At 66.4% G+C, this 26,552-nt stretch carries 18 protein-coding genes; 10 read left to right on the plus strand and 8 right to left on the minus strand.

The features are described 5' to 3' along the window. Positions 1 to 119 precede the first annotated feature (119 nt). Positions 120 to 1,607 carry a hypothetical protein gene (locus tag FJY88_04505; GenBank protein ID MBM3286596.1) on the minus strand — a complete coding sequence of 496 codons (1,488 nt, stop codon included), beginning with the start codon at positions 1,605 to 1,607 and terminating at the stop codon, positions 120 to 122. On the opposite strand from FJY88_04505, the gene FJY88_04510 reads away from it, so the two are divergent. The 4 genes from FJY88_04510 to FJY88_04525 all read left to right on the plus strand — a co-directional run bounded on the left by FJY88_04510 (position 1,606) and on the right by FJY88_04525 (position 5,662). Beyond that, positions 1,606 to 2,769 (plus strand): alkaline phosphatase family protein, encoded by a 1,164-nt coding sequence (locus tag FJY88_04510; GenBank protein MBM3286597.1) that lies wholly within the window; start codon positions 1,606 to 1,608, stop codon positions 2,767 to 2,769. The two genes, FJY88_04505 and FJY88_04510, sit on opposite strands and share 2 nt — an antisense overlap. A gap of 506 nt (positions 2,770 to 3,275) precedes the next feature. Then, positions 3,276 to 4,115 (plus strand): sigma-70 family RNA polymerase sigma factor, encoded by an 840-nt coding sequence (locus FJY88_04515; protein ID MBM3286598.1) that lies wholly within the window; start codon positions 3,276 to 3,278, stop codon positions 4,113 to 4,115. Continuing rightward, entirely contained in the window at positions 4,112 to 5,095 is a 984-nt protein-coding gene (locus FJY88_04520; GenBank protein ID MBM3286599.1) for a zf-HC2 domain-containing protein, read from the plus strand. The genes FJY88_04515 and FJY88_04520 overlap by 4 nt, the downstream gene beginning before the upstream one ends. 57 nt (positions 5,096 to 5,152) lie before the next feature. Further along, the gene (locus FJY88_04525; protein MBM3286600.1) at positions 5,153 to 5,662 is read left to right on the plus strand and encodes a hypothetical protein; all 510 of its coding nucleotides are present in this window, start codon (positions 5,153 to 5,155) and stop codon (positions 5,660 to 5,662) included. Positions 5,663 to 5,790: 128 nt separating this feature from the next. Here FJY88_04525 and FJY88_04530 read toward each other — a convergent pair whose 3' ends face one another. Beyond that, positions 5,791 to 7,050: a DUF438 domain-containing protein gene (locus FJY88_04530; protein ID MBM3286601.1), complete on the minus strand. Its 1,260-nt coding sequence runs from the start codon at positions 7,048 to 7,050 to the stop codon at positions 5,791 to 5,793. 98 nt (positions 7,051 to 7,148) lie between these two features. Between FJY88_04530 and FJY88_04535 the strand changes: the two genes are divergently transcribed. Beyond that, positions 7,149 to 10,994 (plus strand): hypothetical protein, encoded by a 3,846-nt coding sequence (locus FJY88_04535; GenBank protein ID MBM3286602.1) that lies wholly within the window; start codon positions 7,149 to 7,151, stop codon positions 10,992 to 10,994. A 100-nt stretch (positions 10,995 to 11,094) separates the two neighbouring features. Further along, positions 11,095 to 12,189 carry a PAS domain S-box protein gene (locus tag FJY88_04540; GenBank protein MBM3286603.1) on the plus strand — a complete coding sequence of 365 codons (1,095 nt, stop codon included), beginning with the start codon at positions 11,095 to 11,097 and terminating at the stop codon, positions 12,187 to 12,189. A 150-nt stretch (positions 12,190 to 12,339) separates the two neighbouring features. On the opposite strand, the gene FJY88_04545 is transcribed toward FJY88_04540, so the two are convergent. Further along, complete coding sequence (locus FJY88_04545; protein ID MBM3286604.1) at positions 12,340 to 15,192, minus strand: T9SS type A sorting domain-containing protein; 2,853 nt, start codon at positions 15,190 to 15,192, stop codon at positions 12,340 to 12,342. Positions 15,193 to 15,416: 224 nt separating this feature from the next. Between FJY88_04545 and FJY88_04550 the strand changes: the two genes are divergently transcribed. Next, positions 15,417 to 16,865, plus strand: coding sequence for a serine/threonine protein kinase (locus FJY88_04550; protein ID MBM3286605.1), 1,449 nt, complete (start codon positions 15,417 to 15,419; stop codon positions 16,863 to 16,865). 75 nt (positions 16,866 to 16,940) lie between these two features. After that, entirely contained in the window at positions 16,941 to 18,254 is a 1,314-nt protein-coding gene (locus tag FJY88_04555) for a cation:proton antiporter (GenBank protein ID MBM3286606.1), read from the plus strand. 122 nt (positions 18,255 to 18,376) lie between these two features. On the opposite strand, the gene FJY88_04560 is transcribed toward FJY88_04555, so the two are convergent. Genes FJY88_04560 through FJY88_04580 form a run of 5 tightly spaced genes read right to left on the minus strand, consistent with a single transcriptional unit; the run spans position 18,377 to position 23,433 of the window. Next, positions 18,377 to 18,880, minus strand: a complete 504-nt coding sequence (locus FJY88_04560) for a 3-isopropylmalate dehydratase (GenBank protein ID MBM3286607.1) — start codon at positions 18,878 to 18,880, stop codon at positions 18,377 to 18,379. Position 18,881: 1 nt separating this feature from the next. Next, entirely contained in the window at positions 18,882 to 20,171 is a 1,290-nt protein-coding gene (locus FJY88_04565) for a 3-isopropylmalate dehydratase large subunit (GenBank protein MBM3286608.1), read from the minus strand. A gap of 16 nt (positions 20,172 to 20,187) precedes the next feature. Next, positions 20,188 to 21,387, minus strand: a complete 1,200-nt coding sequence (locus FJY88_04570) for a CoA transferase (protein MBM3286609.1) — start codon at positions 21,385 to 21,387, stop codon at positions 20,188 to 20,190. Then, positions 21,384 to 22,295 (minus strand): hydroxymethylglutaryl-CoA lyase, encoded by a 912-nt coding sequence (locus tag FJY88_04575; protein MBM3286610.1) that lies wholly within the window; start codon positions 22,293 to 22,295, stop codon positions 21,384 to 21,386. Before FJY88_04575 ends, FJY88_04570 begins: the two co-directional genes overlap by 4 nt. A gap of 16 nt (positions 22,296 to 22,311) precedes the next feature. Then, on the minus strand, positions 22,312 to 23,433 hold the full coding sequence (locus FJY88_04580) for an isocitrate/isopropylmalate dehydrogenase family protein (protein MBM3286611.1): 1,122 nt from the start codon (positions 23,431 to 23,433) through the stop codon (positions 22,312 to 22,314). Between the two features lie 165 nt (positions 23,434 to 23,598). Here FJY88_04580 and nhaR point away from each other — a divergent pair, with 165 nt between their 5' ends. Both nhaR and FJY88_04590 read left to right on the plus strand, forming a co-directional pair. After that, a complete protein-coding gene (nhaR, locus tag FJY88_04585; GenBank protein MBM3286612.1) occupies positions 23,599 to 24,504 on the plus strand; it encodes a transcriptional activator NhaR in 906 nt (301 codons plus the stop codon). Positions 24,505 to 24,661: 157 nt separating this feature from the next. Further along, on the plus strand, positions 24,662 to 26,431 hold the full coding sequence (locus tag FJY88_04590; GenBank protein MBM3286613.1) for a VCBS repeat-containing protein: 1,770 nt from the start codon (positions 24,662 to 24,664) through the stop codon (positions 26,429 to 26,431). Positions 26,432 to 26,552: the final 121 nt, after the last annotated feature.

Here is a 26,552-nt window from a genome sequence, read left to right on the forward strand (position 1 = left end):
CGTTGAAATCAGCCTCCAGGTAGACCGTCTCGGCCGCAGCGACACCGCCGGCCGCCGCGAGGAAGGCGCAGCCAATCAGCAAGAGACGCCTTGGATCAAGCATGGCACAGTCCTCCCCTCTACCGGAAGATCGCCCGGATGCCGCCCCAGGTGGTCCTTGTCACGGGGACCGGATAGGGGCAAGGATTCTCGCCGCAGCCGGTCCCTGAGTCGGCAGGCGAGCCGCCCGCGCCGATGCAGGCGCTCTCGGTCAGCATTTCGCAATGGCCGTCGGCATAGCAGCAGGCCCTGGCCGTCGGCGGCGGGCACGGATTCGGATCGCAATCGGTCCCCGTTCCCATCGGCGTCCCGGACTCCTGGTAGCACAGCACGGGAGTCCGCATCGCACAGCTCCCATCCTCGCGGCAGCAGGCCTCGGGCGGCGGCTGGGAGCAGGGATTCGGATCACAGTCGCTCCCCGCGCCCTGCGCGATGCCTCCCGCCATCTGGCAGTTCTCGGGCGAGAGCTGCAGGCAGCGCCCGTCGGCGAAGCAGCATGCCTCGGCGCCACACGGGTTGGGATCGCAGTCGCTCCCCGCGCCCTGCGGGATCCCCTGATTGGCCGCGCATCCTTCCGCGGTGAGCATGATGCAGAAACCCGCGATGCAGCATGCCTGCGACTGGGGGCAGGGATTCGGATCGCAGTCGCTCCCGGGGCCTTGAGGCACGCCCGAGAGATCGACGCAGTCGTCGACCGGCAGGAGCACGCAAGTCCCCGTCAGGAGGCAACAGGCCTGCTGCTCGATCGGCTCGCACGGATTGGGGCTGCAGTCAGTCCCAGCGCCCTGCGGCTCCCCGTACATGTAGAGACACTCGTAATCGAGGAGAGCCTGACACGAGCCGTCGACGAAACAGCAGGCCTCGATCGGCGGCACGCCGAGCGTGAGCTCCATGCTGGCGTCCCATGGGGATCCGGTCTCGACCGAAGTCGACACCCAGGCCGGATGCCCGAAGTACTCGCTCTTGAACTTGCCCGCGAGGGCTTGCGTGGAGGCCGCCTTCGTCCTTCCCCAGTGTGGAGGATACGGATGGGAGTCCGCCTGGATGATCAGCCAGTACCTCGCGCCGGCGCTAATGGGGACATTGACAGCGAGGTCGTAGCGGTAGACGGGGTTTCCCAAACCATCGTTTCCGACCGAGGTGACTTGCGGCTCCACCGCGGGGTAACGACGGAACGGGTCGCTCGGAACCCCTCCATCATCTCCGTAGAAGATGATGTTGAATTCGGCGATATCGGGGTCTCCCTGCGTCCAGTTGTAAGGCCCGCCCCACCACCGGATGCTGCTGATTGTCCCGCTCGATCCGGATGTGAAGTCCTCCGCCACTTCCGACACGACATCGAAGTCGTAGGTGATCTCGGACGAGACCTTCGATCCCTCCAGATCGGGAGGCTGGCTCCAGAAGGCCGCGGGATTCCCCGGCAGCAGGGCCGCCTGCGAACTCCCCGGGGCGAACGAGCGCAACGGGACTTCTGCGAGGGACGGGCTCGACAGGAACAGGCCGAACACGGCGATACCGAGCACGGCAACGGGTGCGTGGCCGTGCCGGCCAGGAGGGTGGAGGTTCATGGATGACTCCTTTCGCGGCGCCGCGGTCGACAATGGAGCCTATCTCGCCGGGATGCAACGGACGATCTTCCGCCGGCGGGATCGCGGGAGGCGTGGTCAGGGAAAGGCACACCGCTCGAGCGAGGGGATGGACGATTCGAGCCACTCCTTCATCCCCAGGATAGGGAACGACCTCGCTCCCCGCGGCGCGGTCGCGAGGTCCTGCGACAACTCCGGCCTCACGAAGACCGTGCCCGGGCACACATGCATCGGCTCCGGCCGCTACCAGTCGATCCCGAATGACGGGACCATTCGCTCCTCGTTCCCCCACATCTGGGAGTACTACAGGGCGGCGACGGGCGCGCCCGATAGGGACGCAATCGTCCTCACGACCAAGAGCAAGCTCGCCTGCCTCTCCCACTCCGACCACGCGGACTACGGCGCGCCTGACAGCGCGTGGACGATCGCCGGACTGGATGACGACGACGCCGCGGTCGATCGGCTCGTCTTCGAGATCGCCACGCGTCGCCCGACAGTCTCCCTCGTCAGCCTCGCGGATGTCGATGCCGCCGCGCACGGAGGAGTCTGGGACGACTACACGCGGGCGATACGCCGGGCCGACTCCCTCATCTTCCGCCTCTGGACGAGCGCGCAGCTCTACAGCGAGTACATGGATCGAACCGCGTTTGTCATCATCGGAGACCACGGCCGCCACTCCGACGCGCACGGAAGCTGGACCGATCACGGGGACGCGTGCCCGGGATGTCGCAGGATCCCCCTCATCTGCCTCGGGCCCGACTTCGAGCCCGGCGCCGTCTCCTGGACCCTCTGCCAGCAGTCCGACCTTTGCCGCACGCTGGGAGCGGTATTGGGGATTCCAACGCCGCTCGCGGGCGGGAGAGTCCTCACGGAGCTGATGGGCGTCAGCGACGTCGGGCCACGACCGCAGCCTGCAAACGGCATCCCCATACGCCGCTCGGGACGTGGCGTCTGTTTCGAGATTCCGCCGATGAAGGGGCCGGCGACCATGCAGATCTTCGACCCGGCCGGCCGCAGCCTGCACGACGGTCGGGTCACACCCGGCCGCTCCTGGTGCTGGAGCGCCCCCGCCTCCGGCGCATACTTCTACCGCCTGCTGGGACCGGATGTGCCGGCGAGAGGGAGAGTCCTCGTGGTCGAATAGGCGGATGCCATAGGAGAGAGTCGTGAGCGCGATCGAGGCGGCGAGATGGTCGTGGCGATGCTCCAGTGCCACCGCCCGCGATCCCACACATCGCCTGACGCTTCTGATCAGGGATGGAGTCGGCTCTCCGATCGCCGCGCGCGTGCGTGTCCTGGGTTCGGACGGGCGCCTCCACCCCGACAGCGCGGACGCAGCCCGTCTTGTCCATCTGGCCCGCGGAGGCTACTTCTACGCGGCGGGCTCCTGCTGGATCGATCTCCCCGCCGGGGAGACGAGGATCACCGCGGGGAGCGGCTTCGAGCGCAGGCCCTGGGACGAGACGATCGAGATCAGGGAAAACATGACCGTGACGATCGTCCTCGACCGGATCGTCGATCTCGGGTCGGCGAGGCTGGTCGCCAGGGCGGAGAGGCTCTCCGTGATCCATTGCCTCGATCAGGAGCAGCACTCCCGACTCGATCGGGCTGGGCGCGCGGCTCCTGCGGGAGGATCGTCGCGGGGCCCGGATGCGAGGTGGGGGCGCGGACGGACGGACGCCTGCTGTGGAGCGGACGGACGCGGGATGGACGCGATGCCCCCGCGGGCGTCTACTTCATCCGGGGGGCGAGGCGCGGCTCCGGCATTCGACTGATCCGGATCCGCCGACGGATTCCGGCGAACCTCCGGCCATCCTCGTCCGTCTCCAGGTTGAGGCGTCCAGCCGGGCGCGGGAGGCAGCGCGGTGGGCCCGGTGGAAAGCGCGCGATCCCAGGGAGAGATGGCGATTGACCGACCTTGCGGCGCTCCTTGACCGATGCCGTGCGGGCGACCCGCTCGCCTGGGAGGCGCTCGTCCGCAGGTTTCAGGGGCGCGTCTACGGCATCGCCATCGTCCATCTCGGCAATGCGGAGGAAGCGAGGGATCTTGCCCAGGACGTCTTCGTCCGTCTTTATCGCCGGCTCGATCTTTGCACGAACGATGAAACGTTCATTCCGTGGCTCGTCCAGATCACGCGCAACGCGGCGATCGATCGCATCCGGCGGCGGCGGTCCCGGCCGCGGGCGATCGACATCCCGGTCGAGGAGCTGTCCGATCTTCCCTCTCCCGCGCCTGGACCGGCCGAGGAGTATCGCGCCGCGCGGCGTCGCGCGCTCGTTCACAAGGCGCTGGGGAAGCTCGGCAGGCTCAATCGCGAGATCATCCTTCTCAAGGAGATCCAGGGGCTCAGCCTGGAAGCGATCGCCACGATGCTCAAAGCGCCGGTGGGGACCATCAAGTCCCGGTCCAACCGGGCGCGGATCGAGCTGGCGCGAGTCCTATCGACCATGATGAGGGAGGAGGGGGGCGACCCCCGATTCGAACCATGAACTGCCGGGAGTTCGAGGAGATCCTGCCCCTCCTCGCGGGGGACGATCTCCCGCCTAAGGTCCTTCAGACAGCGGAGATCCATGCATCCTCGTGCAAGAGGTGCGGCCGGCTCCTTGCCGCGGCGCGTGAGGAAGCGGGCGCGGGCGGCGCACCAGGCTATCTGACGCGATCGATCTTGAAGAGAACAAGCGGGACGGTCTGTCCGGCGATCGAGGATCGGCTCGTGGACTTCGCCGATGACGCGCTCGCAGGCGTCGATCTGGATCTCGTGGCCGGCCATCTCCTCCACTGCGAGGGCTGCAGCGACATGGTCGCCGCCCTCGAGGTTCTGCGGCAGGATCTGCCGGCGCTCGCCGAGGTCCAGCCCGACAGCCGCTTCGTCCTGGATGTCCTCGAGCGAACCACGCGCGCAAGGCCCGCGCGCCGGCCGGGGATCGCGGATCATCTGCTCGCGGGATGGAGCAAGCTCGCCCGCAGGCCCAGAGTCGCCCTGGAGCTCGCCTACTGCGGGGCGGCGTTGATCTTCATTCTCGGCGGGTCGCCGGAGTCTCTTGTCCGGAGGACCGCGGCGCGGGAGGCCATGGCGCCGTTTCAGGGGGGCGCCGCGCTTCTCGCCGATCTCCTGCGCGCCGAGTGGCTGGAGGAGCTGAGCGGCACATTCTCCGGCGAGTCCCCGTCGGCGTTGACCGCGGGCGAGAGGGGGACTCGACTCGCGAGGACCTCTGCAGAGGTGTCATCCAGACTGCGGCGGGCCGGGCGCACGCTCGATCTGACGGCCGCCTACGCCCTGCCGGTCTGCCGGGCAGCGCTTCGGTGGGACGCCGTCGAACTCTGGCGGACTTGGCGGACCTACACGAGCGAGATGCGCCGCTGCTGGGTGGGGCCCGGTGCCGATCCCGGAGCGGCCGAGACCGAACCATCCGAGCGAAGCGTCCGTAACAGTGAGCAGGATGCCGGGGTGGAGTCGCCCGGACCGTGAGAGACAAGATCGCGCGGGCGCCTGCGGGAATGCGCCGCGCAGGAGGAGGATAGCCGCATGACACAATCAGAGAGCGGAAGACCCCTGCTGATCGAGAGAAGAAGGAAGAGGCCGGCGATCGCGGGACTTCTCTCCCTCCTGCCGGGACTCGGGCAGGTCTATGTCGGATACTATCGCCGCGGGTTCATCCACACGCTCGTCGCAGCCGCCGTGATCACGGTCCTGTCATCCAAGCAGGCCCCAGGAATGACACCGCTCTTCGGGATGTTCCTCACCTTCTTCTGGCTCTACAGCATCATCGATGCCGTACGACTCGCCAACCTCTACAACGACGCGCTCGCGGGGTTGGGGCCCGACGATCTCCGTCACGAGCTCGTCCTGATGGGGAACCGGGGCTCCATCCTCGGAGGATCCGCCCTGATCCTCGGCGGGTTCCTCTATCTCCTCCACAGGGTCTTCGGGGTGCCGATGGATTGGCTCAAGGACTGGTGGCCCGCGGTCCCCGTCGGCTTCGGGATCTATCTCCTCGTGCAGGGGCTCCGGGAGAAGAAGGCGAGAAACCCGTAGAGAGTTCTGACCACATCTGAGACGCTCGCATGCGGCACGCGCCCGGCTCGCAGGTCGCCTGAAGCTCGGCAGCTTCGCGCAGAGCCGCGACGAGCGCCCTCACCCTCATCTCGGGGGTGATGTCCGGCTCACGGGAGTCCATCGGGTTCATCCTCATCCCAGGCAAGGAGCCTCCGCTCGCCGGTGAGCGCGCGCTTGGCCGTCAAGTCCTGGCTCACCTCGAGGCAACCGAGGTACTCGCCACCCCCTCCCCTCAGGGCGAAGTACTCGATCGAGAGAAAGCGCCCGCCCATCTCGATCCAGAAGGCGGCGCGGTCCCTGCGCCCCGACTTGAAGGCATCCAGGATCTGCTCGACTACATCCACGCTCGAGGGCGGATGGCAGTATTGCACCTTGCGTCCGAGGATGGCGCGTGTGCGGGCGAAGATCCTCTCCTTCCCCTGCGTGAAGTAGCGCACGGTGTCCTCGCGGTCGACGAAGGTCAGGTCGAACGGGATCGTGTTGAGGACCGCCGCAAGCTCCTCAGGGGTGAAGCTGCCGCTAGGCAGATTCACTCGGATCGGGCCCGCGAGGCCCTCCGGCTCCTCAGGCGCCTCCAGGTCGGGCTTCCATTCGTCGGCGGGATCGACGAGGCAGAATCCGATCTCGGCGCTCCCCCGGGCGATCTCGACCCACTCGCGATCCGCCAGCGTGTCGAGGCACATCGGAAAGAGGATCCGCTCCTCCTTGTCGATCATTCCCGAGATCGCCGCCATCGCCGGGCGCAGGACGAGCGCCGCCATGGCGACGATCTCCCCCGCCGTGGCCGCCTTCGCCGCCGAGCCGAGCGCATCCATCGCGCCGCGCAGCAGGCGCCTCGTCTCGTCGTGCTTTCCCCACATGACCGTCGGGGGGCCTTTGATCCCATGCCGCTCGAGGTAGGGGAAGAGGAGGTGCTCCTTGCGGAGGTAGTGCTTCTCCACGTCCATCAGGTGGTTGAACCGCTCGCGGATCAGGTGGACGAGGCTCTTCGCCTCCGCATCCTCGGCCATCGCCTGCGCGCCGGCGAGTAGCGACTCGAGGGACTCGATCTCCCACTCGAGCGCGCGGTTCTCTTGCTGGAACGTGTGGACGGGATGTCCCTCCGGAGCCGTCCGCGCGCCCGTCTGGCTGATCGCCCCTTGAAGGGCCGCGGTGTGCACATCGCAGAGCCTGAGGATTTCCTCGACCGGCAGCCCCTCGGCGATCATCTCCTGCTCCACTGCCACGACATCGCCGTAGGGCACCTCGCCCAGCAGCCGGATGAGCTGCGGGCGCACGGCCTCCGGCGCCCTTCCCGCGTGCAGCTCCAGGATCATGTGTTTCAGAAGATCCTTGCGCCGGCGCGCATTGTCGATGAGCTCGCTCATTCTCGTTCCTCCTCTCGCCTCAGACGCTAGTCGTCTTCGCGGGAAGGACCATTGACCTAAGTCACGATGGCGCCACAAGCGAGCGCCGAACCAACGGAATGTGCTATAGTTATTTAGTGTCTGTGTGCGCCTCGCGCCTGGACGGTCGGGTCGCACGAACGGACCGCCCAACCCGTTCCGCCCGGACCAGATCCAAGGAGGAGGGGCCGTCGCACATGAGATCCACCAGCCGCATTCTCGCAATCATTCTGGCCATCAGCATCAGCCCCGCGATCGCGTCCTCCGCCGGCGCGATCCGGGTCGACGTGCCGGGGAGCACGGGCCAGCCGGGACTCACTCTCATCGGACAGTCGCCCAGGGGCGCCGAGCTGCACTACGAGATGGGATCCTACGAGCAGGAGTCGATCGTGGTGAACGGCGAGCCTTGCGTGAGGATCAGCCTTCCGGGCGTGATCCTTCCGAACGACGCCGGCGCGCCCGACCTGCCGGGGCTCAGCCGCTTCCTGGCGATCCCCGAGGGGGCAAGCGCCCGACTCGAGATCATCTCCTCGCAGACTGAGGTGGTCCATGGAATCGAGATCTCTCCCGCGCCCGTGATCCCTCGGGAGAACCAGGACGGGCCGCTCGTCTATGAGAGGAACGCGGCGATCTACGGCGCCGGCTCCTACTATCCCGCGAGTTCGGCGATCCTCTCCCCCGTGCAGGAGATCCGCGGCGTCGACTTCGTGATCCTCGGCGTCACTCCGTTCCAGTACAACCCGGCCCGCAAGGAGCTGCTCGTCTACAAGGAGATCGACATCAAGGTCGAGTTCATCGGAGGAACCGGCCTGTTCGGCGAGGAGCGCCTGCGGAGCCGCTTCTGGGAACCGATCCTGCAGCAGCATCTGATGAACTACGCGACGCTTCCCCAGGTCGACTGGGATCGCGGCGGACCCTCCCGCAACGGGTTCGATTACATCATCATCTCCCCCGACCAGGCCGACTTCATCGCGTGGGCCGACACGCTCAAAGCGTGGCGGAAGCTGCAGGGAGTTTCGACCGAGGTCTTCACCACGACCGAGATCGGGGGAACCACGTCCACCATCATCGAGAACTTCCTGAACACCGCCTACAACACCTGGGACCCGGCCCCGTCGGCGTTCCTGATCCTGGGCGACTACCCGGCTTCGGGATTCGACCGGGACAACGCGATCACCTCGCCGATCTACAACTCCTACTGCGTGTCGGACAACATCTACGCCGACGTCAACGGCGACCATCTTCCGGACATGATCCACGCGAGGATCACGGGACGGAACGGGACCGAACTGGGGCGGATGATCAACAAGATGCTCGACTACGAGCGCAACCCCGTCACCGACGCGCCGTACTATGACCATCCGATCATCGCTGGCGGATGGCAGACGGAGCGCTGGTTCATCCTCTGCGCGGAGACCCTCTACGGACACCAGGCCAACGCGCTGGGCAAGCACCCCGTGAGGGAGTACGCGATCTACTCCGGAACGCCGGGGACGGTCTGGTCCACGAACCAGAACACGTCGATCGTCGTGAACTACTTCGGGCCCAACGGGCTCGGCTACATTCCGGCCACGCCGCAGCATCTGACCGACTGGGGCGGCAACGCCACGCGGATCAACAACGACATCAACGCCGGGGCCTACCTGCTCGTGCACCGGGACCACGGGGCGGAGAACGGCTGGGGCGAGCCCGCCTACACCAACGCGAACCTCGCGGGCCTGCACAACACGATGCTCCCGTTCGTCTTCAGCATGAACTGCCTCACGGGCAAGTACGACTGGACCAGCGAGTGCTTCACCGAGGCCTTCCATCGCATGGCCCAGGGGGCTCTCGGGCTCGTCGCCGCCTCGGAGGTCTCCTACTCGTTCGTGAACGACACCTACGTCTGGGGGATGTGGGACACGATGTGGCCCGGCTTCATGCCCAACTACGGCCCCTACCCGCCCACGCAACCCTTCTCGACGGAGATGCGGACCGCATTCGGCATGGTGAGCGGCAAGTACTTCCTCCAATCGAGCAGCTGGCCGTACAACCCCGGCGACAAGACGGTCACCTACCACCTCTTCCATCATCACGGCGACGCCTTCATGACCCTCTACTCGCAGGTGCCCCAGAGCCTCACGGTGACCCACGACGACATCTGCATGATCGGCAACACGGTCTTCCATGTGCAGGCCGATGCGGGAGCGTTGATCGGCCTGACGATCGATGGGGAGATCGTGGCCGTCGCGACCGGAACCGGGATGCCCCAGGAGATCGAGATCCCGGCGCCGACGATGCCCGGATCCCTCAGGATCACTGTGACCAAGGCGAACTACTACAGGTACGACGAGTCGGTCGAGATCATCCCGCCGAGCGGGCCCTATCTGGTCTTCGAGACGACGCGCGTCCTGGACGATCCATTCGACCGGGACGGGATCCTCGACGCGGGCGAGCAGCCGGCTCTGTCGATCTCGCTGGAGAACGTCGGGATCGAGACGACGACGGGCGTGACGGCGCAGCTTCAGACGAGCGACCCGCACATCGCGATCCTCGATGGAGAGGCTTCCTACCCTGACATCGAAGCCGACTCGATCCGCGCCTCGATCGATCCCTTCTCGATCGTTGTGGCCGCAGGCGCCCCGGATGGGCACGTGGCGGCCTTCACGGTCACGGTCCAATCCAACGAGGGAACATGGAACTGCCCGTTCTCCCTTGCGATCCAGGGTCCGAGCCTGCATCAGGACGGCCATGTCCTGAACGACGAACCGCCCCAGGGGGATGGGGACGCCGTGATCGATCCGGGCGAGAACTTCTACCTGCAGCTATGGCTCGAGAACTCGGGCCACGCGTCCACGGGGCCGATCACGGCGACCCTGGCCACGATGGATCCCAATGTCCAGATCCTCGCTCCGGTGGCGGAGTGCCCCCCCATTCCGCCGGCAGGCAGAACGATCACGGGGGCCTTCGACGTCAAGGTTCTCTCAGCCTGCCCGAGCCCGGCCATATTGTCCTTCCAGCTCTTCCTGGCCGCTCCCGGCGGGTACTCGGCTACCTTGAACTTCAGCCTCGATGTCGGCGCATGGATCGACCAGGCGGAGACCGACAGGGGCTGGACCCTCAGCGCGCCCGACGACAATGCCACGGCGGGGCTCTGGGTCCGGGCGGAACCCGTCGGCACGACGTATGGGTCTCCGGCCCAGCAAGTGCAGCCCGAGTTCGACCACACCCCTGACCCCGCCCAGATCTGCTTCGTCACCGGCAACGGCGCGCCGGGCGGAGCCGCCGGCGACGCGGACGTCGACAACGGAAAGACGACGCTCCTCACGCCGGTCTTCGCGCTCGGCAACGCGACCTCGGCCACGATCTCCTACTGGAGGTGGTACACGAACAACCTGGGCAACAACCCCGGCCAGGACTACTGGGATGTCGAGGTCACATCGAACGGAACGACCTGGGTTCCGTTGGAGCACACGACGGCCAGCGCCAATAGCTGGAACCAGTACACGTTCAACCTCGGCGAGCATGTCACGTTGACCGACCAGGTCCGTATCCGGTTCGTGGCCTCCGACCTGGCTCCCGGATCGCTGGTCGAGGCCGCGGTGGACGACTTCGTCCTGGACGCGACCTACACGATCGCCGCGGATGCCTCGGAGGAGACCGCGACAGGGGCGCCTGGCATCGTCGCCTGCGGGCCGAATCCCGCGCGCGGGTGGATGACGGTCTCGTACCGTCTCGATCGCGCCTGCCCGGTCAGACTCACGCTGCACGATCTCGCGGGACGAAGGGTACGCACCCTCGTGAACGGCCCGGCCCTCGCGGGAATCCACGAGGTGAGCTTCGACGCGCACGACACGATCCTGAAGGCGCTCCCCTCGGGGATCTACTTCCTTAGGATGGAGGCCGACGGGGTCTCCTCGACCCGGCAGGTGACGATCGTTCGATAAGGCGAAGGGGCAGAGGCGGAGGCGGAAGCCTCGCGCCCGACTCGGAAGGCCGCCCGCCTCCCGCTCGTGGGGGGCGGGCGGGTTGCTTGGGGGCCTTATCATGAGCGGAATCGACATCCCCCTTTCCGAGGATCCCTCGATCTATCGCCGGTCCTTCCACGACAGCACCGACGCCATCGTGATCACCGATCTCGCCGGGAAGATCGCGATCGCGAATCAGGCATGGCTCAGCCTATACGGCTATGCCCTGGAGGAAGTGATCGGGAACTCGACGAGCCTCGTGAAGAGCGAGCAAACGACCCGCGAGATGTACGACTACATGTGGAGCCAGATCTCCGATCCGGCCAAGGGCTTCTGGCGTGGGGAGATCGTCAACCGAAAGAGGGACGGGACGGAAGTGGCCGTCCTTCTCACGATCACCCCCATCCGGCGGGAGGGGGGGATTGTCGGATACATGGGGCTCGGGATAGACGTCACGGAGCGGAAGGAGGCCGAGGCCCTTCGCGAGACCTACGGCATGATCGTCCGCCACGATCTCAAGGCCCCCCTCGGCTCCCTGCTCGCCCTCCTGGATGCGATGCTGGATGGGTTCACGGGGCCCATCACGGAGAAGCAAGAGGAGGTCCTCAGCCGAGCGAAGCGCTCGGCGCAGAGGATGCATGAGATCATCGCCACCTCTCTCGACATGGGTAAGCTCAAGCGCGGGATCTTGCGACTCGACATCGAGGATGTCGACCTCTTCGCCGCGGCGCGCGCATCGATCGAGACGCTCGAGCAGCTCGCCGCGAGGAGGGAAGCGCGGGTGAGGCTGTGCGCCGGGACGAGGGACGCGACACCTGAGGACACACTCGTCCTCTGTCTGGACCCGGTCCACTTGCAGCGCTGCGTCGACAATCTCCTCAAGAACGCGATCGAGGCCTCCCCGGAGGGCGGCGACGTCCGCGTCCTCATCGAGAAGACCGCGAACACGGCGTCCATCCGCTTCGAGAACGCCGGATCCCCGATCCCGCCCGACATCCGCGCGACGCTCTTTCACCCGTTCAGCGCCTACGGGAAGCGAGGGGGAACCGGACTCGGCGTCTACGGCGTCAAGATGACGGTCGAGGCGATGGGCGGGAGCATCCGCTACGAGTCGAACGAGAGCGGCACGGTCTTCGAGATCGCTTTCCCGATCGCAGTCAATCCAGAACGATGAGCCTTCGCGTCTGCCGGACCGGCTCCCGTGCCGTGACCTCCAGGGTGCCGCCGGCGCGAAACGCGGATCGTGGACAGAAGCAGGGCGCGAGCCGCGCGGGCCGGAACTCTTCCGGCCCGCTTAGGATCGCCTGGACGAGGTCGTTCCTCTCTAACGAACCACCGCCACCTGCTTGACCTGCGTCAGATCGGGCGTCTCCATCCGGACGAAGTAAACGCCCGACGCGATCCTCCTGCCCGCTTGGCCTATCGGCGAGATGTCCAGCGAGTGCTCGCCAGCCTCCTCCGTCCCTGCGAAGAGCGTCTTCACGCGCCTGCCCGCCACGTCAAACAACTCGAGCCTGACCGGCGAGCGAGCCGCCAGGCGATAGGTCAGGATCGCGCCCGAGCCGATCGGGTTGGGACGGCAGGCGCCGAGCCCGGTGATCAGGCGCCCATCGTTCTCCTGCGCGCCGGCCAGGGGAGGATGCACGATCGTCACGGTGATGTCATCGACCGCGGCCTCGACGAGGGATCCAGGAGACGTGTCGTCGGCGACGAACCGGAAGCGGACCGTCCCCGTGAGCGGAACGAAGGCTCCCACGTCGAAGGTCTGCTCGGTCCAGGAGTTCGCGCTCGCGGTCGTGTATTCGAGATGAACCCAGTTCGAGCCGTCCGAGGTGACGTCGACGCTCCAGTAGTCCTGGCCCGGGTTGTTCCCGAGGTTGTTCGTGTACCACCTCCAGTAGGAGATCGTGGCCGAGGTCGCGTCCGCCATGTCGAAGATCGGCGATAGCAGCGTCGTCCTGCCTCCGTCCACATCGTTGTCCGGGGCCGCTCCTCCCACGGGGCCGTTCGCGGTCACGAAGCAGATGTGCCCCGGATCGACGGTGTGATCGTTCTCCGGCTGCACCTGCTGGGGGGGGCTCCCGTAAGTCGTGCCGACCGGATCGGCGCGCTCCCACCGCCCGGTCGTCGCATTGTCTCCCGATGCGCCGAGCGTCCAGCCCATGTCCAGCTCCACGCTGTCGAACCAGGGTCCGACGCTGAGAAGAACCTCGGGCGACGCAAGGTAGGCATCCAACCCGCTCAGGTCGAGGACGAGCGATCCTGTGTAGATCGCGGGACACTCGGGCGAGATGTCCACCATGAAGCCGCCCACCTCGACTCCCCCGCCGACGGGGACCACCCCCACGGCCCGCGGGGTCTCGTTGCAGTCGAAGTAGCCGCCGCCATGCAGGACTCCCGTGAGATCGGGCGAGTCGCAACCGCCGACGTTCGCGATCCCGAGCGTGAGCCGGACCGTTTCGCCCGGGTCGGCGACTCCATCACCGTCGCCCGCCGCGTCGTAGATCTCGGCGACCGAGACCGCGTAGGACGGCGCCCTGGCCGCGAGGTTCATCGGCAGCACGCCGGGCTCCTCCGTGACGCCGAGCTGCAGGTTGAGCGGCTCGCCGTCCGGGACGTTGCTCGCGATGCGAATCACGTATGGCGGGACATTGGCAACGGTGCCCTCCGAGGGGATCTGCCCGTAGGCGCTCGAGGGAACGAGCAGCGTCACATAGGGCGAGGTCGTCGCGAGCGTGCCGATGACGTTCTCCGCGTCCGACAAGCCCATATTGTGCAGGGCGATCGTCAGCTCGATCTTCTCCCCGAAGTCGATCACGCCGTCGCCATCGCCCTGGGAGGATCCGTTGCCGTCGTCGTCGATCGTGATCTGGTCGATCGCGAGGTAGACCCCTTCCATGTTGCCGAAGAGGTTCAGCATGTCCCCCAGCCCGGCCGGAGTGCTGCTGTACTGGGGCGTCTCCGACTCGAAGTCGTTCGCCTCGGCGTAGATGAAGGCCTCATGCATCGAGACGATCCCGTCGTTGTTGGTGTCGGCATCGACCGGAACTCCGGCGGGGGTCTCCCAGCCGACCGCGCAGGTCCAGTGGTAGACGAAGGTGTCGTAGATGTAGTCGGGGCCCATCGCCCAGGAGAGCTCGTTCCAGTTGGCCGCGGTCGCGATGACGCGGCCGTCGCCGGCCAGGTCGTCGATCATTCCCCCGCTGTAGCACTGCTCGAAAGTGCAGATGATCGTCTCGCACGGTAGCGCGGCCACATAAGCGGCCATCTGATCGTCCCGCAGCTCCTCGAGATTCCAGAGATTGAGGTAGCAGTCGTACCCCGACTGCTGGCCGCCGTGGTCGGTCGTGAAGATGAAGAGCTGGTCGCTCGAGGTGAGAGTGGCGGCCAGCTCGTTGAAGACCTGGCCGACGTACTGGAGGGTAGCCGGGTACTCGATGTCCGGATCGCCGTCGCCGTCGAGATCGGGAGGCGAGTTCGTGCCGTTGGATCTATCGACCGCCGGGTTCGTCCCGTCGGAGATGCAGACCCGGATGTGGTCATCCGCGTACCCGTAGTACTCGACGAGCGCCCGGTAGATGAAGGCGCAGTCGTTCCAGTAGCGGATGTGGTTGTTGGACTGGTTGGCGCCTCCGCTGATGATGAAGGCCCAGGCCTGGCCGCGCGCGGGCGCGGGCTTCGGTAGGCCGCGCAGAAGCTCGCTGAATCTCTCGAGACTCGCCTCCGAGACGCCCGGAGGCGGGTTGTCGCTGCCGCTCGTGATCTCGATGAGCTCCGGCTGGAACAGAGGAGGAGTGGTCGCATCGTAACGGCGCACCTCGCCGGAGGAGGCATCGACCTGGAAGTACCAACAGGGATGCTCCCAGTTCGCGCCCGGATAGCGGTCCACGAAGACGAACCAGCTCGGATCGGCCGCGACAAAGATCACTTCCCTCCAGGCCGAGACCGCCTCCCCCGCGACAAGAGGGCGAGGGTGGACGAAGAGGCGGACTCCATCCAGCGATCCGCCGAGCTGCGTGCGGGTGACGAGCGACACGGCCTCGTCACGATCGACCGCGGGAGCCTGCGCCAGCGCTTGATGCGCCGGAGATCCCATAACCAGCAAGAGGAGGAAGAGGACGGAGAGAGCGTGGATAAGGGGACGGTGGGACTGCGGGGGCGCGGCCTTGCTGCGCATCGAGGTTGTCTCCCTTCATAGTTCGAGCCCGAGGCGGCGCGGGCCTGGAGGCCGCAAGGCCCCTCGGAGCTTTCGGGGGTTGTCGAATGGCCGTCACGATTATACCGCTCAGGAGCGCATACCGGAAGCGCCGCTTCACCCTCTGCTTCTCCCTCCCCACTCTCCCCGCGCCCGGCACGCTTCCCTTTCCGGGGCCATGTGATTGGTGTAGTCTCCCGGTGCTCATGAGCCTCTCCATCGGCGCGCGTTTGGGCCCTTACGAGATCCTCTCGCCGGTCGGGGCGGGAGGGATGGGGGAGGTCTACCGTGCCCGAGATACGCGCCTCGATCGGGAGGTCGCGATCAAGATCCTCCCGGCACTCCTCTCGGCGGACCCGGAACGCCGCCAGCGCTTCGAGCGCGAAGCGCGCGCCGTCTCGAGCCTCTCGCACCCCCACATCTGCTCGCTCTTCGATGTCGGCCATCAGGACGGGCTCGACTACCTGGTCATGGAGTACCTCGAGGGCGAGACGCTCGGCGCCCGGCTCCGGAAAGGCGCGATGGAAATCGAGCAGCTCCTGCGCACCGCAATCGAGATCGCCGATGCTCTCGACGCCGCCCATCGAAAGGGCCTGATCCACCGCGATCTGAAGCCTGGCAACGTCATGCTGACCAGATCCGGCGCGAAGCTCCTCGATTTCGGTCTCGCAAAGAGCATGCCTTCCGCAGCCGAAGCCTCGGGCGCGACCGCCGCTCCCACCATGACCAGTCCCTTGACGGCGAGGGGGACGATCGTCGGCACTCTCCAGTACATGGCCCCCGAGCAGCTCGAAGGAGGCGAGGCGGATGCGCGGACGGACATCTTCGCCTTCGGAGCCGTCCTGCATGAGATGGCGACAGCGCAGAAGGCCTTCGACGGGAAGACCCAGGCTTGCGTGATCGCGGCGATCCTCGAGCGCGATCCGCCGGCGGTCTCTTCGATCCAGCCGCGCTTCCCGCCGGCCCTGGATCGTCTGATCCGGACCTGCCTCGCGAAGGACCCGAGCGAGAGACGCCAGTCGATGCACGACGTCCTGCTCGATCTGAAGTGGATCTCCGAGGGAGGCTCGGAGGCAGGCGTTCCCGCCCGCGTATCGTCGCGTCGCAGGCTGAGGGGACGGCTGGCATGGGCCCTCGCCTCGGTGTTCGCGCTGGCCTCCCTGGCTCTCGGAATCGCGTACAACCGGGTGTCGCATCGAAAGGAGCGGATCGTCCGGGCCGTGATCCTCCCCCCCGAGAACACCGACTTCTTCCTCCTCTCGCATGGCCCGGGCCCCGTCTGCGTGTCGCCCGACGGCAGCCGGCTCGTCTTCGCCGCCCGAGCAGAGGACCAGCGCGTTCATCTGTGGGTGCGCGATCTCGACACCGACATGGCGCGCCCGCTGCATGGCACGGATGGAGGGGCCTATCCGTTCTGGTCGCAGGACAGCCGGACGGTCAGCCGCGATGGGCTGTTGAGGACCGTCGAGATTCAGGAAGATGGTGGAAGCCTACGCGTCGGGGCGACGACGAACCTCTTCAGCGTGCTCAACGCCTCGGACGGCACATATGACGACTCCCGCCAGCGCTCTCTCTGCGTCTTCCCGGCGGAGTGGGAGAAGACGAGGTGGCTCACGCTGGTCGTCAACTGGACCGCCGGGCTGGAGGGGAGGTAGGGCATGATGCGTCTCTGCGGGCGCCGCCGATTCGCAGTCCCCGCCATCGCGCTGATCGCGGCGACAGCCGGAGCGATGAGCGCCTCCCGCGCGCTTGCCGCCCCGGGAGGCGCCGGAGGGGGGGCGGTGCCGGAGATCCTCCTCGGCCTGGCCGTCATCCTGATCGCGGCCAAGCTCGGCGGAGAGCTCTTCGCCCGCATGGGCCAGCCGACGGTCCTGGGAGAGCTGCTGGCGGGCATCATCCTCGGGAATCTGCATCTGATCGGCGTCGACACCTTCGACTTCCTGCGGGAGGAGGCGACCTTTGCGGTCCTGGCCGAGATCGGGGTCGTGATCCTGCTCTTCGAGGTCGGTCTCGAAACCAGCGTTCGGGAGATGCTGAGCGTGGGATGGGTGGCGGGACTTGTGGCCGTCGTGGGGATCGTCGTCCCGACCGCCCTCGGAATCGGAGTGAGCAGCCTCTTTCACGGATCGGAGACCTTCTACGTTCATCTCTTCGTCGGCACGGTCCTGTGCGCGACGAGCGTGGGCATCACCGCCCGCGTCCTGAAGGACCTCGGCGCCCTTCGCCGGCGCGAGTCCAAGATCATCCTCGGCGCGGCGGTCATCGACGACATCCTGGGACTCCTCGTGCTCGCGACGGTCACCGCCATGATCGCAGCCGCGAACAGCGGCGCGACGATGAGCTTGCCGGGCCTTGCGGCGATCATTGGCAAGGCCCTGGCCTTCCTCGTCCTCTCGATCCTCGCCGGGCTCTGGGTCGCCCCCCGACTCTTCCGGGCCGCGACCCGGTTGCGCAGCCGGGGTCTCCTGATGACCCTGAGCCTCGCCTTCTGCTTCGTGCTGGCCTTCCTCGCCCATCGAGTCGGCCTCGCCTCGATCGTGGGGGCCTTCACGGCGGGGCTGATCCTGGAGGATGTCCACTATCGGGACCTGGCGACAAGAGAGGAGTCCGACCTGCATCAGCTCCTGCAGCCGATCGCGGCGCTGCTCTTGCCCGTCTTCTTCGTCCTCATGGGAATCGGCGTCGACGTGAGGGTGTTCGGGGATGTTTCGGGACTCGGATTCGCCCTCGTCCTCACGGTGGCCGCGGTGGCAGGCAAACAGGCATGCTCCCTTGCCGCCTCGGGGCGAGGAATCGACAGGCTCCTGGTCGGCTTCGGCATGATCCCCCGCGGAGAGGTGGGATTGATCTTCGCCGGGGTCGGCGCGACATTGATGCTCCAGGGCCACCCCGTCATCTCTCCCCAGGTCTTCTCGGCCGCGGTGATCATGGTGATGATCACGACGCTCGCCACGCCGCCGCTGCTCAAGTGGCGCCTCCAACGGGGGGCGAAGCTCCGGGCGGAGAACGACCCGGGCGCCCAGAAGGAGCCGGACGAGCCGTAGAGAGCCCGCGCGGGCTTCCAGACGGCCGATGCGCGCGTTCGCATGCGAGCGGCGTTGGGCCGAGCGGACGCGCACGCGCGGACCCGGCCGGGTCCGCTGGCGCGCGTCCTCGGGTGGATTTCTTAGCGCGCGCTCCGCTCCAGCAGGAGGCGGCGCGCGTAGGGGATCAGCCCGCCCGCGTCGATGATCGCCTGGCGGGCCTTCGGCAGGGGCTCGATCGCGAACGACTTGCCGGTCGTACGGTTGTGGACCTGGTCCCCCTCGATCTCCAGCTCGTGCCCTTCCTCGGCCTCGATCCCCGGGCAGATGACCATCCTGAGTCCGACATTGATCGAGTTCTGGAGGAAGATCCGGGCGAAGTGACGCGCCACGACGATCAGGTCATATCCCTTGATGCAAGATGCGGCCTGTTCCCTCGAGGAGCCGCAGCCGAAGTTCTTCCCCGTGACGATGAAGCTCCCGGGAGCGGCCTCCTTCGCCTTGAGCTTCCTGTTGAAGTCTGCATCGTCGGCGAAGGCGTACTGCGGCGTCTCCGTGGGCAGGACTGTCGCCATGAAGCGGCCCGGATAGATGATGTCGGTCGAGATGTCGTCCCCAAGCTTCCTCACAACCTTTCCTCTTGCCATCTCAGAGCACTCCTCTCGGGTCGGAAATCACGCCGGTCAGCGCGCTGGCCGCCGCGACCGCAGTCGAACACAGGTAGACCTCGGAGTTCGGATTGCCCATCCGTCCCTTGAAGTTCCGATTGGTCGTCGCAAGGGCTGTCTCCCCGTCCCCCAACGCTCCCTGGTGCACTCCCAGGCAGGGACCGCAACCGGGATTGCAGACCACGGCGCCCGCCTCGACGATGTCCTGGATGTACCCGAGGCGCATCGCATCGGTGTAGATCCGCCACGACGCGGGGAAGACGATCATGCGTGTCCCTTCGGCCACCCTCTTGCCTTTGAGAATCCGGGCAGCCACATCGAGATCGTCCAGGCGCCCGTTTGTGCACGAGCCGACAACGATCTGGTGCACCTTCTTGCCCGACACCTCCCGGATCGGCTTCACGTTGTCGACGGTGTGCGGACAGGCGATTTGCGGCTCCAGGCCCGCGGCGTCGATCCGGAGAATCTGATCGTAGACCGCGTCATCGTCCGGCCCGAAGATGTCGAGCGGATCGTCCACGCCCGCCTCCTCGCGGAGGTAGCGCTGGGTCTCGGCGTCGGGCGGCACCAAGCCGGCCGTCGCCCCCGCCTCGACGGTCATGTTGCAGAGGACCAGCCGTCCCGATGTGGGCATCTTGCGCACGGCCTCTCCGTGGAACTCGATCACCTTGAAGTTCGCCCCCTCGGCCGTGAGCTTCCCGACGAGGTAGAGGATGACATCCTTCGGATAGACCCCCTTCGGAAGCGCGCCGTCCACGACCACCTTGATCGTCCCCGGCACCTCCACGTTGAGGATGTTGCCGAGGGCCCAGACCGAGGCCATCTCGGTTGCCCCGATGCCGAAAGCGAAGGCTCCGAGCGCCCCGTGGGTCGTCGTGTGACTGTCGGTACCGACCACGACCTGGCCCGGCCGCACGTAGCCGTTCTCGGGGAGGATCTGGTGGCAGATGCCCCCGACGTCGCCCCGGATGTCATGGAACTTCGTGATTCCCTGCTTGCCCACGAAGTCGCGGATCTTCTTCTGGTTGGTCGCCGTCTTGGAAGACTCCGCGGGAACGCGGTGATCGAAGATGATCGCGATCCTGCCCGGATCCCACACGTTCGCCTCCCGACCCGTCCCCTGGAAGATCTCCATGAACTGATTGATCACGAGGGCGCCGTTTTCGTGGGACATCGCCAGGCTCACGGGCGGCTCCAGCACATCCCCCACCGCCACGCGATCCTTGCCGCAGGCCCGCGCGATCACCTTCTGCACGTAGGTCATGCCCATGGTGTCCATCTCCCTCCTACACGATACCTTTCGACTTGAGGGTGGCCAGCTCATCCGATCCCACGCCGAGCGTCGCTAGCACATCGGCCGTGTGCGCCGACAATCGAGGCGGCGGCGCCGTGATCTGCCCTGGCGTCTTCTCGAAGAGCGCCGTCAGGCCGAAGAGCGGAACCGTTCCGATCCCCTCGACTGCGACATCCTTCAACGTGCCTCTGTGCCTCACCTGAGGCTGCTTGAGTGCCTCCTCCAGGCTCAAGATCTCCCCGCTGGGGACATCCTTCGCATTCAGCAGGTCGACCCACTCGTTGGTGCCGCGCTCGGCCAGCTTGGCCTCGAGGAGCGGGGTCAGCGCCTTGCGGTTCTTCTTGCGGATGTCGCGCTTCTGGAAGCGCTCGTCCGTCTTGAGCTCCGGCACCCCGAGGACGTCGCAGACGGCCTCCCACTGCTCCTGCTTGTTGGCCGCGATATTGATGTAGCCGTCCTTCGTCCGGAACGTCCCGGAGGGGGCGGCCGTGAAGTTGTCGTTGCCCATGAGGACAGGCTGCTGGCCGCCGATCAGGAGGTTGGCCGCCACCCAACCCATGAGCGGCATGATCGAGTCGAGCATCGCGACATCGATGAACTGGCCCTCCCCCGTGCGCTCCCGGTTGTAGAGGGCGGCCATGATCGCGAAGGCGGCGTTCAGCCCGCCCACGGTGTCGCAGACCGGGAATCCAGCGCGCAGCGGGCTCAGGCGTTCGTCGCCGTTGACGGCCATCTCGCCGCTCAGACCCTGTATGATCTGGTCGTAGGCCGGCTTCAGAGCGTCGGGCCCCGTCTGCCCGAAGCCCGAGATCGCGCAGTAGATCAGGCGCGGATGTATCTCCTTGAGGACGTCGTAGCCCAGCCCCAGGCGCCCCATGACGTCGGGGCGGAAGTTCTCGACCAGGATGTCCGCGGTCTTCACGAGGCGCTTGAAGATCTCCTTGCCCTCGGGCGACTTCGTGTTGAGCGTGACCGACTTCTTGTTGGCGTTCTGCGCGAGGAAGCTCGTCCCCATGAGTTTCTCGTTCAGCTCCGGCAGGATCCCGAGCTTGCGGGCGAGATCGCCGTCCTTCGGGTTCTCGATCTTGATGACTTCCGCGCCCAGAAGCGCCAGGTGAAGCGTTGCGAAGGGTCCGGCCAGCACGTTCGTTAGGTCGAGAACGCGGATGCCGGAGAGGATCGACTTGCTCATGACTGCTCCTTTGCCCTGATGGGCCCCGTCCTGTAGACATACCCCTGCATGTCGCGTCCGAAGTGCGCCGCCACGTCGCGGGCGACGGCGATGACGCCTCCCAGGTCGACGTCCGTTCGCATCCCCTGGCGATGAAGGGCGTGCACGAAGTCCTCGGTCGCGACGTTGCCGGCCGCGACCTTGGTGAAGGGACAGCCCCCAAGCCCTGCGAAAGAAGTCTCGAACGAGGTCACGCCCATCCGCATCGCGGCGAAGATGTTCGCCATGCCGAGCCCGTAGGTGTTGTGGAAGTGACAGGTGCACTCGATGGCGGGGGCGAGCTTCTTCAGCGAGCCGAAGAGCCGCTCGACCTGCCCGGGGTCGGCATGACCGGCGGTGTCGGCAAGGCTTATTTGGTTCAGCCCGGCCTCATGATATGAGGCCGCCATGCGCAGGACGCGCTCTTCGGGAATCGGCCCCTCGAAACCGCATCCGAAGGCGGATTGAACGGACACCTGCACCTTCTTGCCGGCCGCCAGCGCCTCCTTGGCCGCGCCGATGATCCGCCGCGTCGCCTCTTCTGTTCCCATGCCGGTGTTCTTCTGGCTATGGGTTTCGCTCGCGGAGGCTCCCATGCAGAACATCTCGACGCCGCACTTGAGACCGCGTTCGAGCCCCTTCTCGTTGAGGACGAGACCCGAGAGGATCGTGCCACCCTCCTTGCCGGCCGTCAGGCGCCGGAACAGCTCGTCGGTGTCGGCCATCTGGGGGACCTTCTCCGGATGGACGAACGAGCCGACCTGGACGATGTCGACGCCGGCCGCCATGAGGCCGAGGATCCACTCCTCCTTCTTTTCTAGCGCGACGACCTGCTTCTCCATCTGCAGGCCGTCGCGGGGCCCCACTTCGTGAACGATCACGCGCGCCATCCTGTCTTCCCCTCCTTCAGATCTTCGCCGCGATGGCCTGCGCCATCTCGAGCGTCTTGGCCGATCCACCCATGTCGTAGGTGCGCACCTTCCCCTCGCGCACCACCTCGGCGACGGCCGATTCGATCCGCTCGCCGGCCTCGGCCTGCCCCAGCCAGTCGAGCATCATCTTCGCGGCGAGAATGGTGGCGATCGGATTCACCTTGTATTGCCCGGCGTACTTCGGGGCGGAGCCGTGCGTCGGCTCGAATACGGCGAGCTTCTGCCCGATGTTCCCCGAACAACCGAATCCCAGGCCGCCGACCATCTGGGCGCAGAGATCCGAGATGATGTCGCCGTAGAGATTCGGCGCCACCAGCACCTCGTAACTGAAAGGGTTCTTGAGCAGCCACATCGTCATGGCGTCGATGTTGGCGTCGTCCAGGGCGATCTCGGGGAACTCCTTCGCGACCGCCCGGGCTGTCTCGAGGAAGAGGCCGTCGGTCGCGCGGACCACGTTGGCCTTGTGGACCACCGTCACCTTCTTGCGCCCGAACTTCTTGGCGAACTCGAATGCCGCCCGCACGATCCGCTCCGACCCCTTCCGGGTGTTGATCTTGCAGGAGATGGAGTACTGATCCGACGGCAGGTCCTTGAACGCCTTGAAGGGCGGCGAGAGCGCCGCCAGCGTATCGCGAAGCTGATCGGGCACGGTGTTGAACTCGACGCCCGCGTAGAGGTCCTCGGTGTTCTCGCGGAAGACGACGAGGTCGATCGCCTCCTTGAAGTTGAGCGGGTTTTGCGCGTACGCCTTGCAGGGGCGCAGGCAGATGTAGAGATCGAAGAGCTGCCGCATCCGGACGATGGGAGAACGATAGACGAGGTTCTTGCCTTGCAGCTCTGGAACCAGCTCCTTCTCCGCCGCCTTGACCGGCTTCGATGTGATGGCGCCGAACATCGCGGCGTCCACGTTCTTGAGGAGATCGATCGTCCGCTGCGGGAACGCGTCGCCCTCCTTGCACCAGAACTCCCAGCCGATGTCCCCGTGGACGTAATCCGCGTCGAGTCCGACCTTGTCGAGCACGATCCTCGCGGCCTCCATCACCTCCACGCCCACTCCATCCCCCGGCAACCACGCGATTCGAACCTTCCCGGCCATTCCCGAAACCTCCTTGCTCGAGCGCCCACCGCGCCCTCCGCAGACGACTTTCCACGAGCCGGCCCCATGCGCCGGACCCGGATGAGAGCGTACCGAGGAGCAGAAACTTAGACCAGTAGATTAACGGCCATTGAAACTTCGATCCAGTCGAAGTATTGTTCGAGCATGAAGTGGGTTAACTACCATCATCTTTATTACTTTTGGCTTGTCGCCCGCGAGGGAAGCCTTGCCCGAGCGAGCGCGGAGCTCAGGCTGGCGCAATCCACGGTCAGCAAGCAGATCCACCTGCTGCAGCGTTCCCTGGGCCACGACCTCTTCAACAAAGACGGCCGGCGACTCGCTCTGACGGCACGCGGGAAGGTCGTCTTCCGTTATGCGGAAGAGATCTTCGGCCTGGGCCGCGAGATGCTCGACTCCCTGCAGGACCGTCCCGTCGGGAGACCCCTTCGAGTCACGGTCGGCATCGCCGATGTGGTTCCCAAGCTGATCGCCGAGCGGGTGCTTGCCCCGGTTCTGACGCTCGGGCAGGCGGTCCGGCTCGTCTGCAGAGAGGACAAGCCCGACCGGCTGCTCGCCGATCTCGCCCTGCACGAGCTCGACATGGTCCTGACCGAGGCGCCCGCCAATCCGAACGTGAAGGTCCGAGCCTTCAGTCATCTCCTCGGGGAATCTGGGATGGAGATCTTCGGCCGCGCCGATCTGGTCGCCAGGTACAGGCCGGGCTTTCCCGACTCGCTCGGGGAAGCTCCCTTGCTCGTGCCCGCAGAGAACACCGTCCTGCGCAGATCGCTCGACCAGTGGTTCCAGGCCAGGGGGATCAGGCCCAACATCGTCGGCGAGTTCGAAGACAGCGCGCTCCTCAAGGTCTTCGGCCTTCGCGGCCTCGGGCTCTTCCCCGCAGCCTCGATCATCTCGCAGGACGTCCAGACCCAGTACAGGGTCCGCTCTGCCGGGAGGATCCCCGCGGTGCGGGAGAGACTTTACGCGGTGACGGTCGAGCGCAAGATCAAGCACCCCGCCGTTGCGGCAATCTGCGAGACGGCGAGATCGATGCTGTACGGGACGAGATAGACGGCGATCCGCCGACGCGCGTCCTCGAGGGCGCAGGCGCGATCTCTGTTGTGGAACCGGGGCCCTCCCCAAGGTATGATCAACCTGCCATCGGTGATGGCCGTGGTTGCCGGTCCTTGGCGCCGCGAGGACATCCTCTCCATCCAGGAGGCGCGCGATGCACAGACTCCCTCCCCTCGGAGTTGCTCTGCTTGTCGGTCTCGCTCTTCCGTGCGCCGCCCCCGCGCTCGACTACGTCGAGTCGTCCCAGGGGCTCGTCCCCCCGAGCTGGGAGGGCGGGCGCACGGAACTCGAGTTCTCCGACGTCGACGCCGACGGCAACGTCGATCTCGTCTCGATCGGCGATCACGGGAGTCCCTACATCAACACCGATGAGCATGGGATCATGGTCTGGTTCGGCGACGGGCGAGGGGCCTGGAGCGTCTACCAGTCAGGCAACTTCGGCTATGGCGGCATCGCGCTCGGCGACATCAACAACGACGGCCTGATCGACGCGGCCTACGGGATGCATCACAACTACTCGTCCAACGACTTCGGGGACCAGATCCTCGAGGCGGCCCTGGGCGACGGGACCGGCAAGAACTGGATCGCGTGGGACGATGGCCTCGCGACATCGGGCGAAGACTGGGGCATGTTCTGCACCGATCTTGCGGACATCGACAATGACGGCGATCTCGACATCGGATCGAACTCCTTCGGCTGCTGCGCAGGCGTGCACGTCTACAGAAACCATGGCGACGGCACCTGGACGCAATCTTTCGGATTCCTGGGCGGAAACTCCGGGATGGAGTTCATCTTCGGCGACATCAACGCAGACGGATTCATGGACTTCGTCGCCGCCAACCAGACAGGCACTGTCTACCTGGGCGACGGGAGCGGCGACTTCGCGAATGCCGATGGCAACCTGCCGGGCGGCAGCTCGACCGGGCGCAACGGCCCATCCCTCGGCGACATCGACAACGACGGCGATCTGGACATCGCCTTCAAGGGATCGAGCGCGAGCCTCGAGGTCTGGCTATGGAACGGGATCGGCAACTGGATCCGGGCGGCGGACGGACTGCCGAGCTCGGGCATTGCGACGACCCAGTTGAACGACATGAATGGAGACGGCTGGCTCGATGTCATCGGCCTCGGCAACGGGGTTCTGCGGATCTGGCTGGGCGACGGCGGCGCGACCTGGACGCAGGCGGCCCAGATCAACTTCCCTTCGCCCGGCACATGGTCGGCTCTCCGCGTTGGCGGTGACGTGGATCACAACGGACTGCCTGACATCGCCGCCGTCACCAAGCAAGGGAACTTCCCCTCGGACTACAACCGCCTGCGCGTCTTCCGTGAGTCGTCTCAGGTCGGCGCCTTGACCGCCCGCTTCGTCTCGCCGCGCGGGGGGGAGCGTCTCGCGGGCGGCTCGATACGATTCATCGACTGGATGGCGGCGGTGCCGCCAGGCGAGCAGGCACGAGCCGCGATCGAACTGTCGGCGCACGGACCGGAAGGTCCCTGGATTCCCGTCGCCGACGGCCTGCCCGATGGCGGGCGATACCAATGGCGCGTTCCCGTCGTCGCCGAGACAGACCAGGCCTTCCTGCGCCTACGCGTGACGGTCGGGGCGGAGATTGTCGAGACTACGACGCCGCGCGCGTTCTCCATCCTGCCGCCGACGGCGGCGTCCATCGGGGAATGGACGGGAGGAGCCGGCGACGGCGCCCTGGCGTTCCCGAATCCTTCGGGGGGCGGAGTCCGCCTCTTGCTCTCGGGCGGTCGCGAGGAGATCGTGCGGGTGCATGACACGGGCGGGCGCCTGGTGCGGGTCCTCCATGGAGCGGCTCCTGTGTGGGACGGGCGCGACGAGCGCGGGGGCTCTGTCCCGGCCGGCGTCTACTGCGCCACGCGAGGGGGGAAGACCGTGCGGGTCGTGAGGCTCCGATAAGGCCATGTGTCCTCCCACTTCCTGTTGAGGGGGTGGGGTGCCTAGGTAGATCCTGGGTCATCCCACGGGCTCGAGGAGGGAAGAGAAGGAGGACGGGATGGTTCGTAGGGAGGTTGAGCGT

The sequence above is a fragment of the Candidatus Eisenbacteria bacterium genome (genome assembly GCA_016867495.1).
GTDB lineage: Bacteria > Eisenbacteria > RBG-16-71-46 > CAIMUX01 > VGJL01 > VGJL01.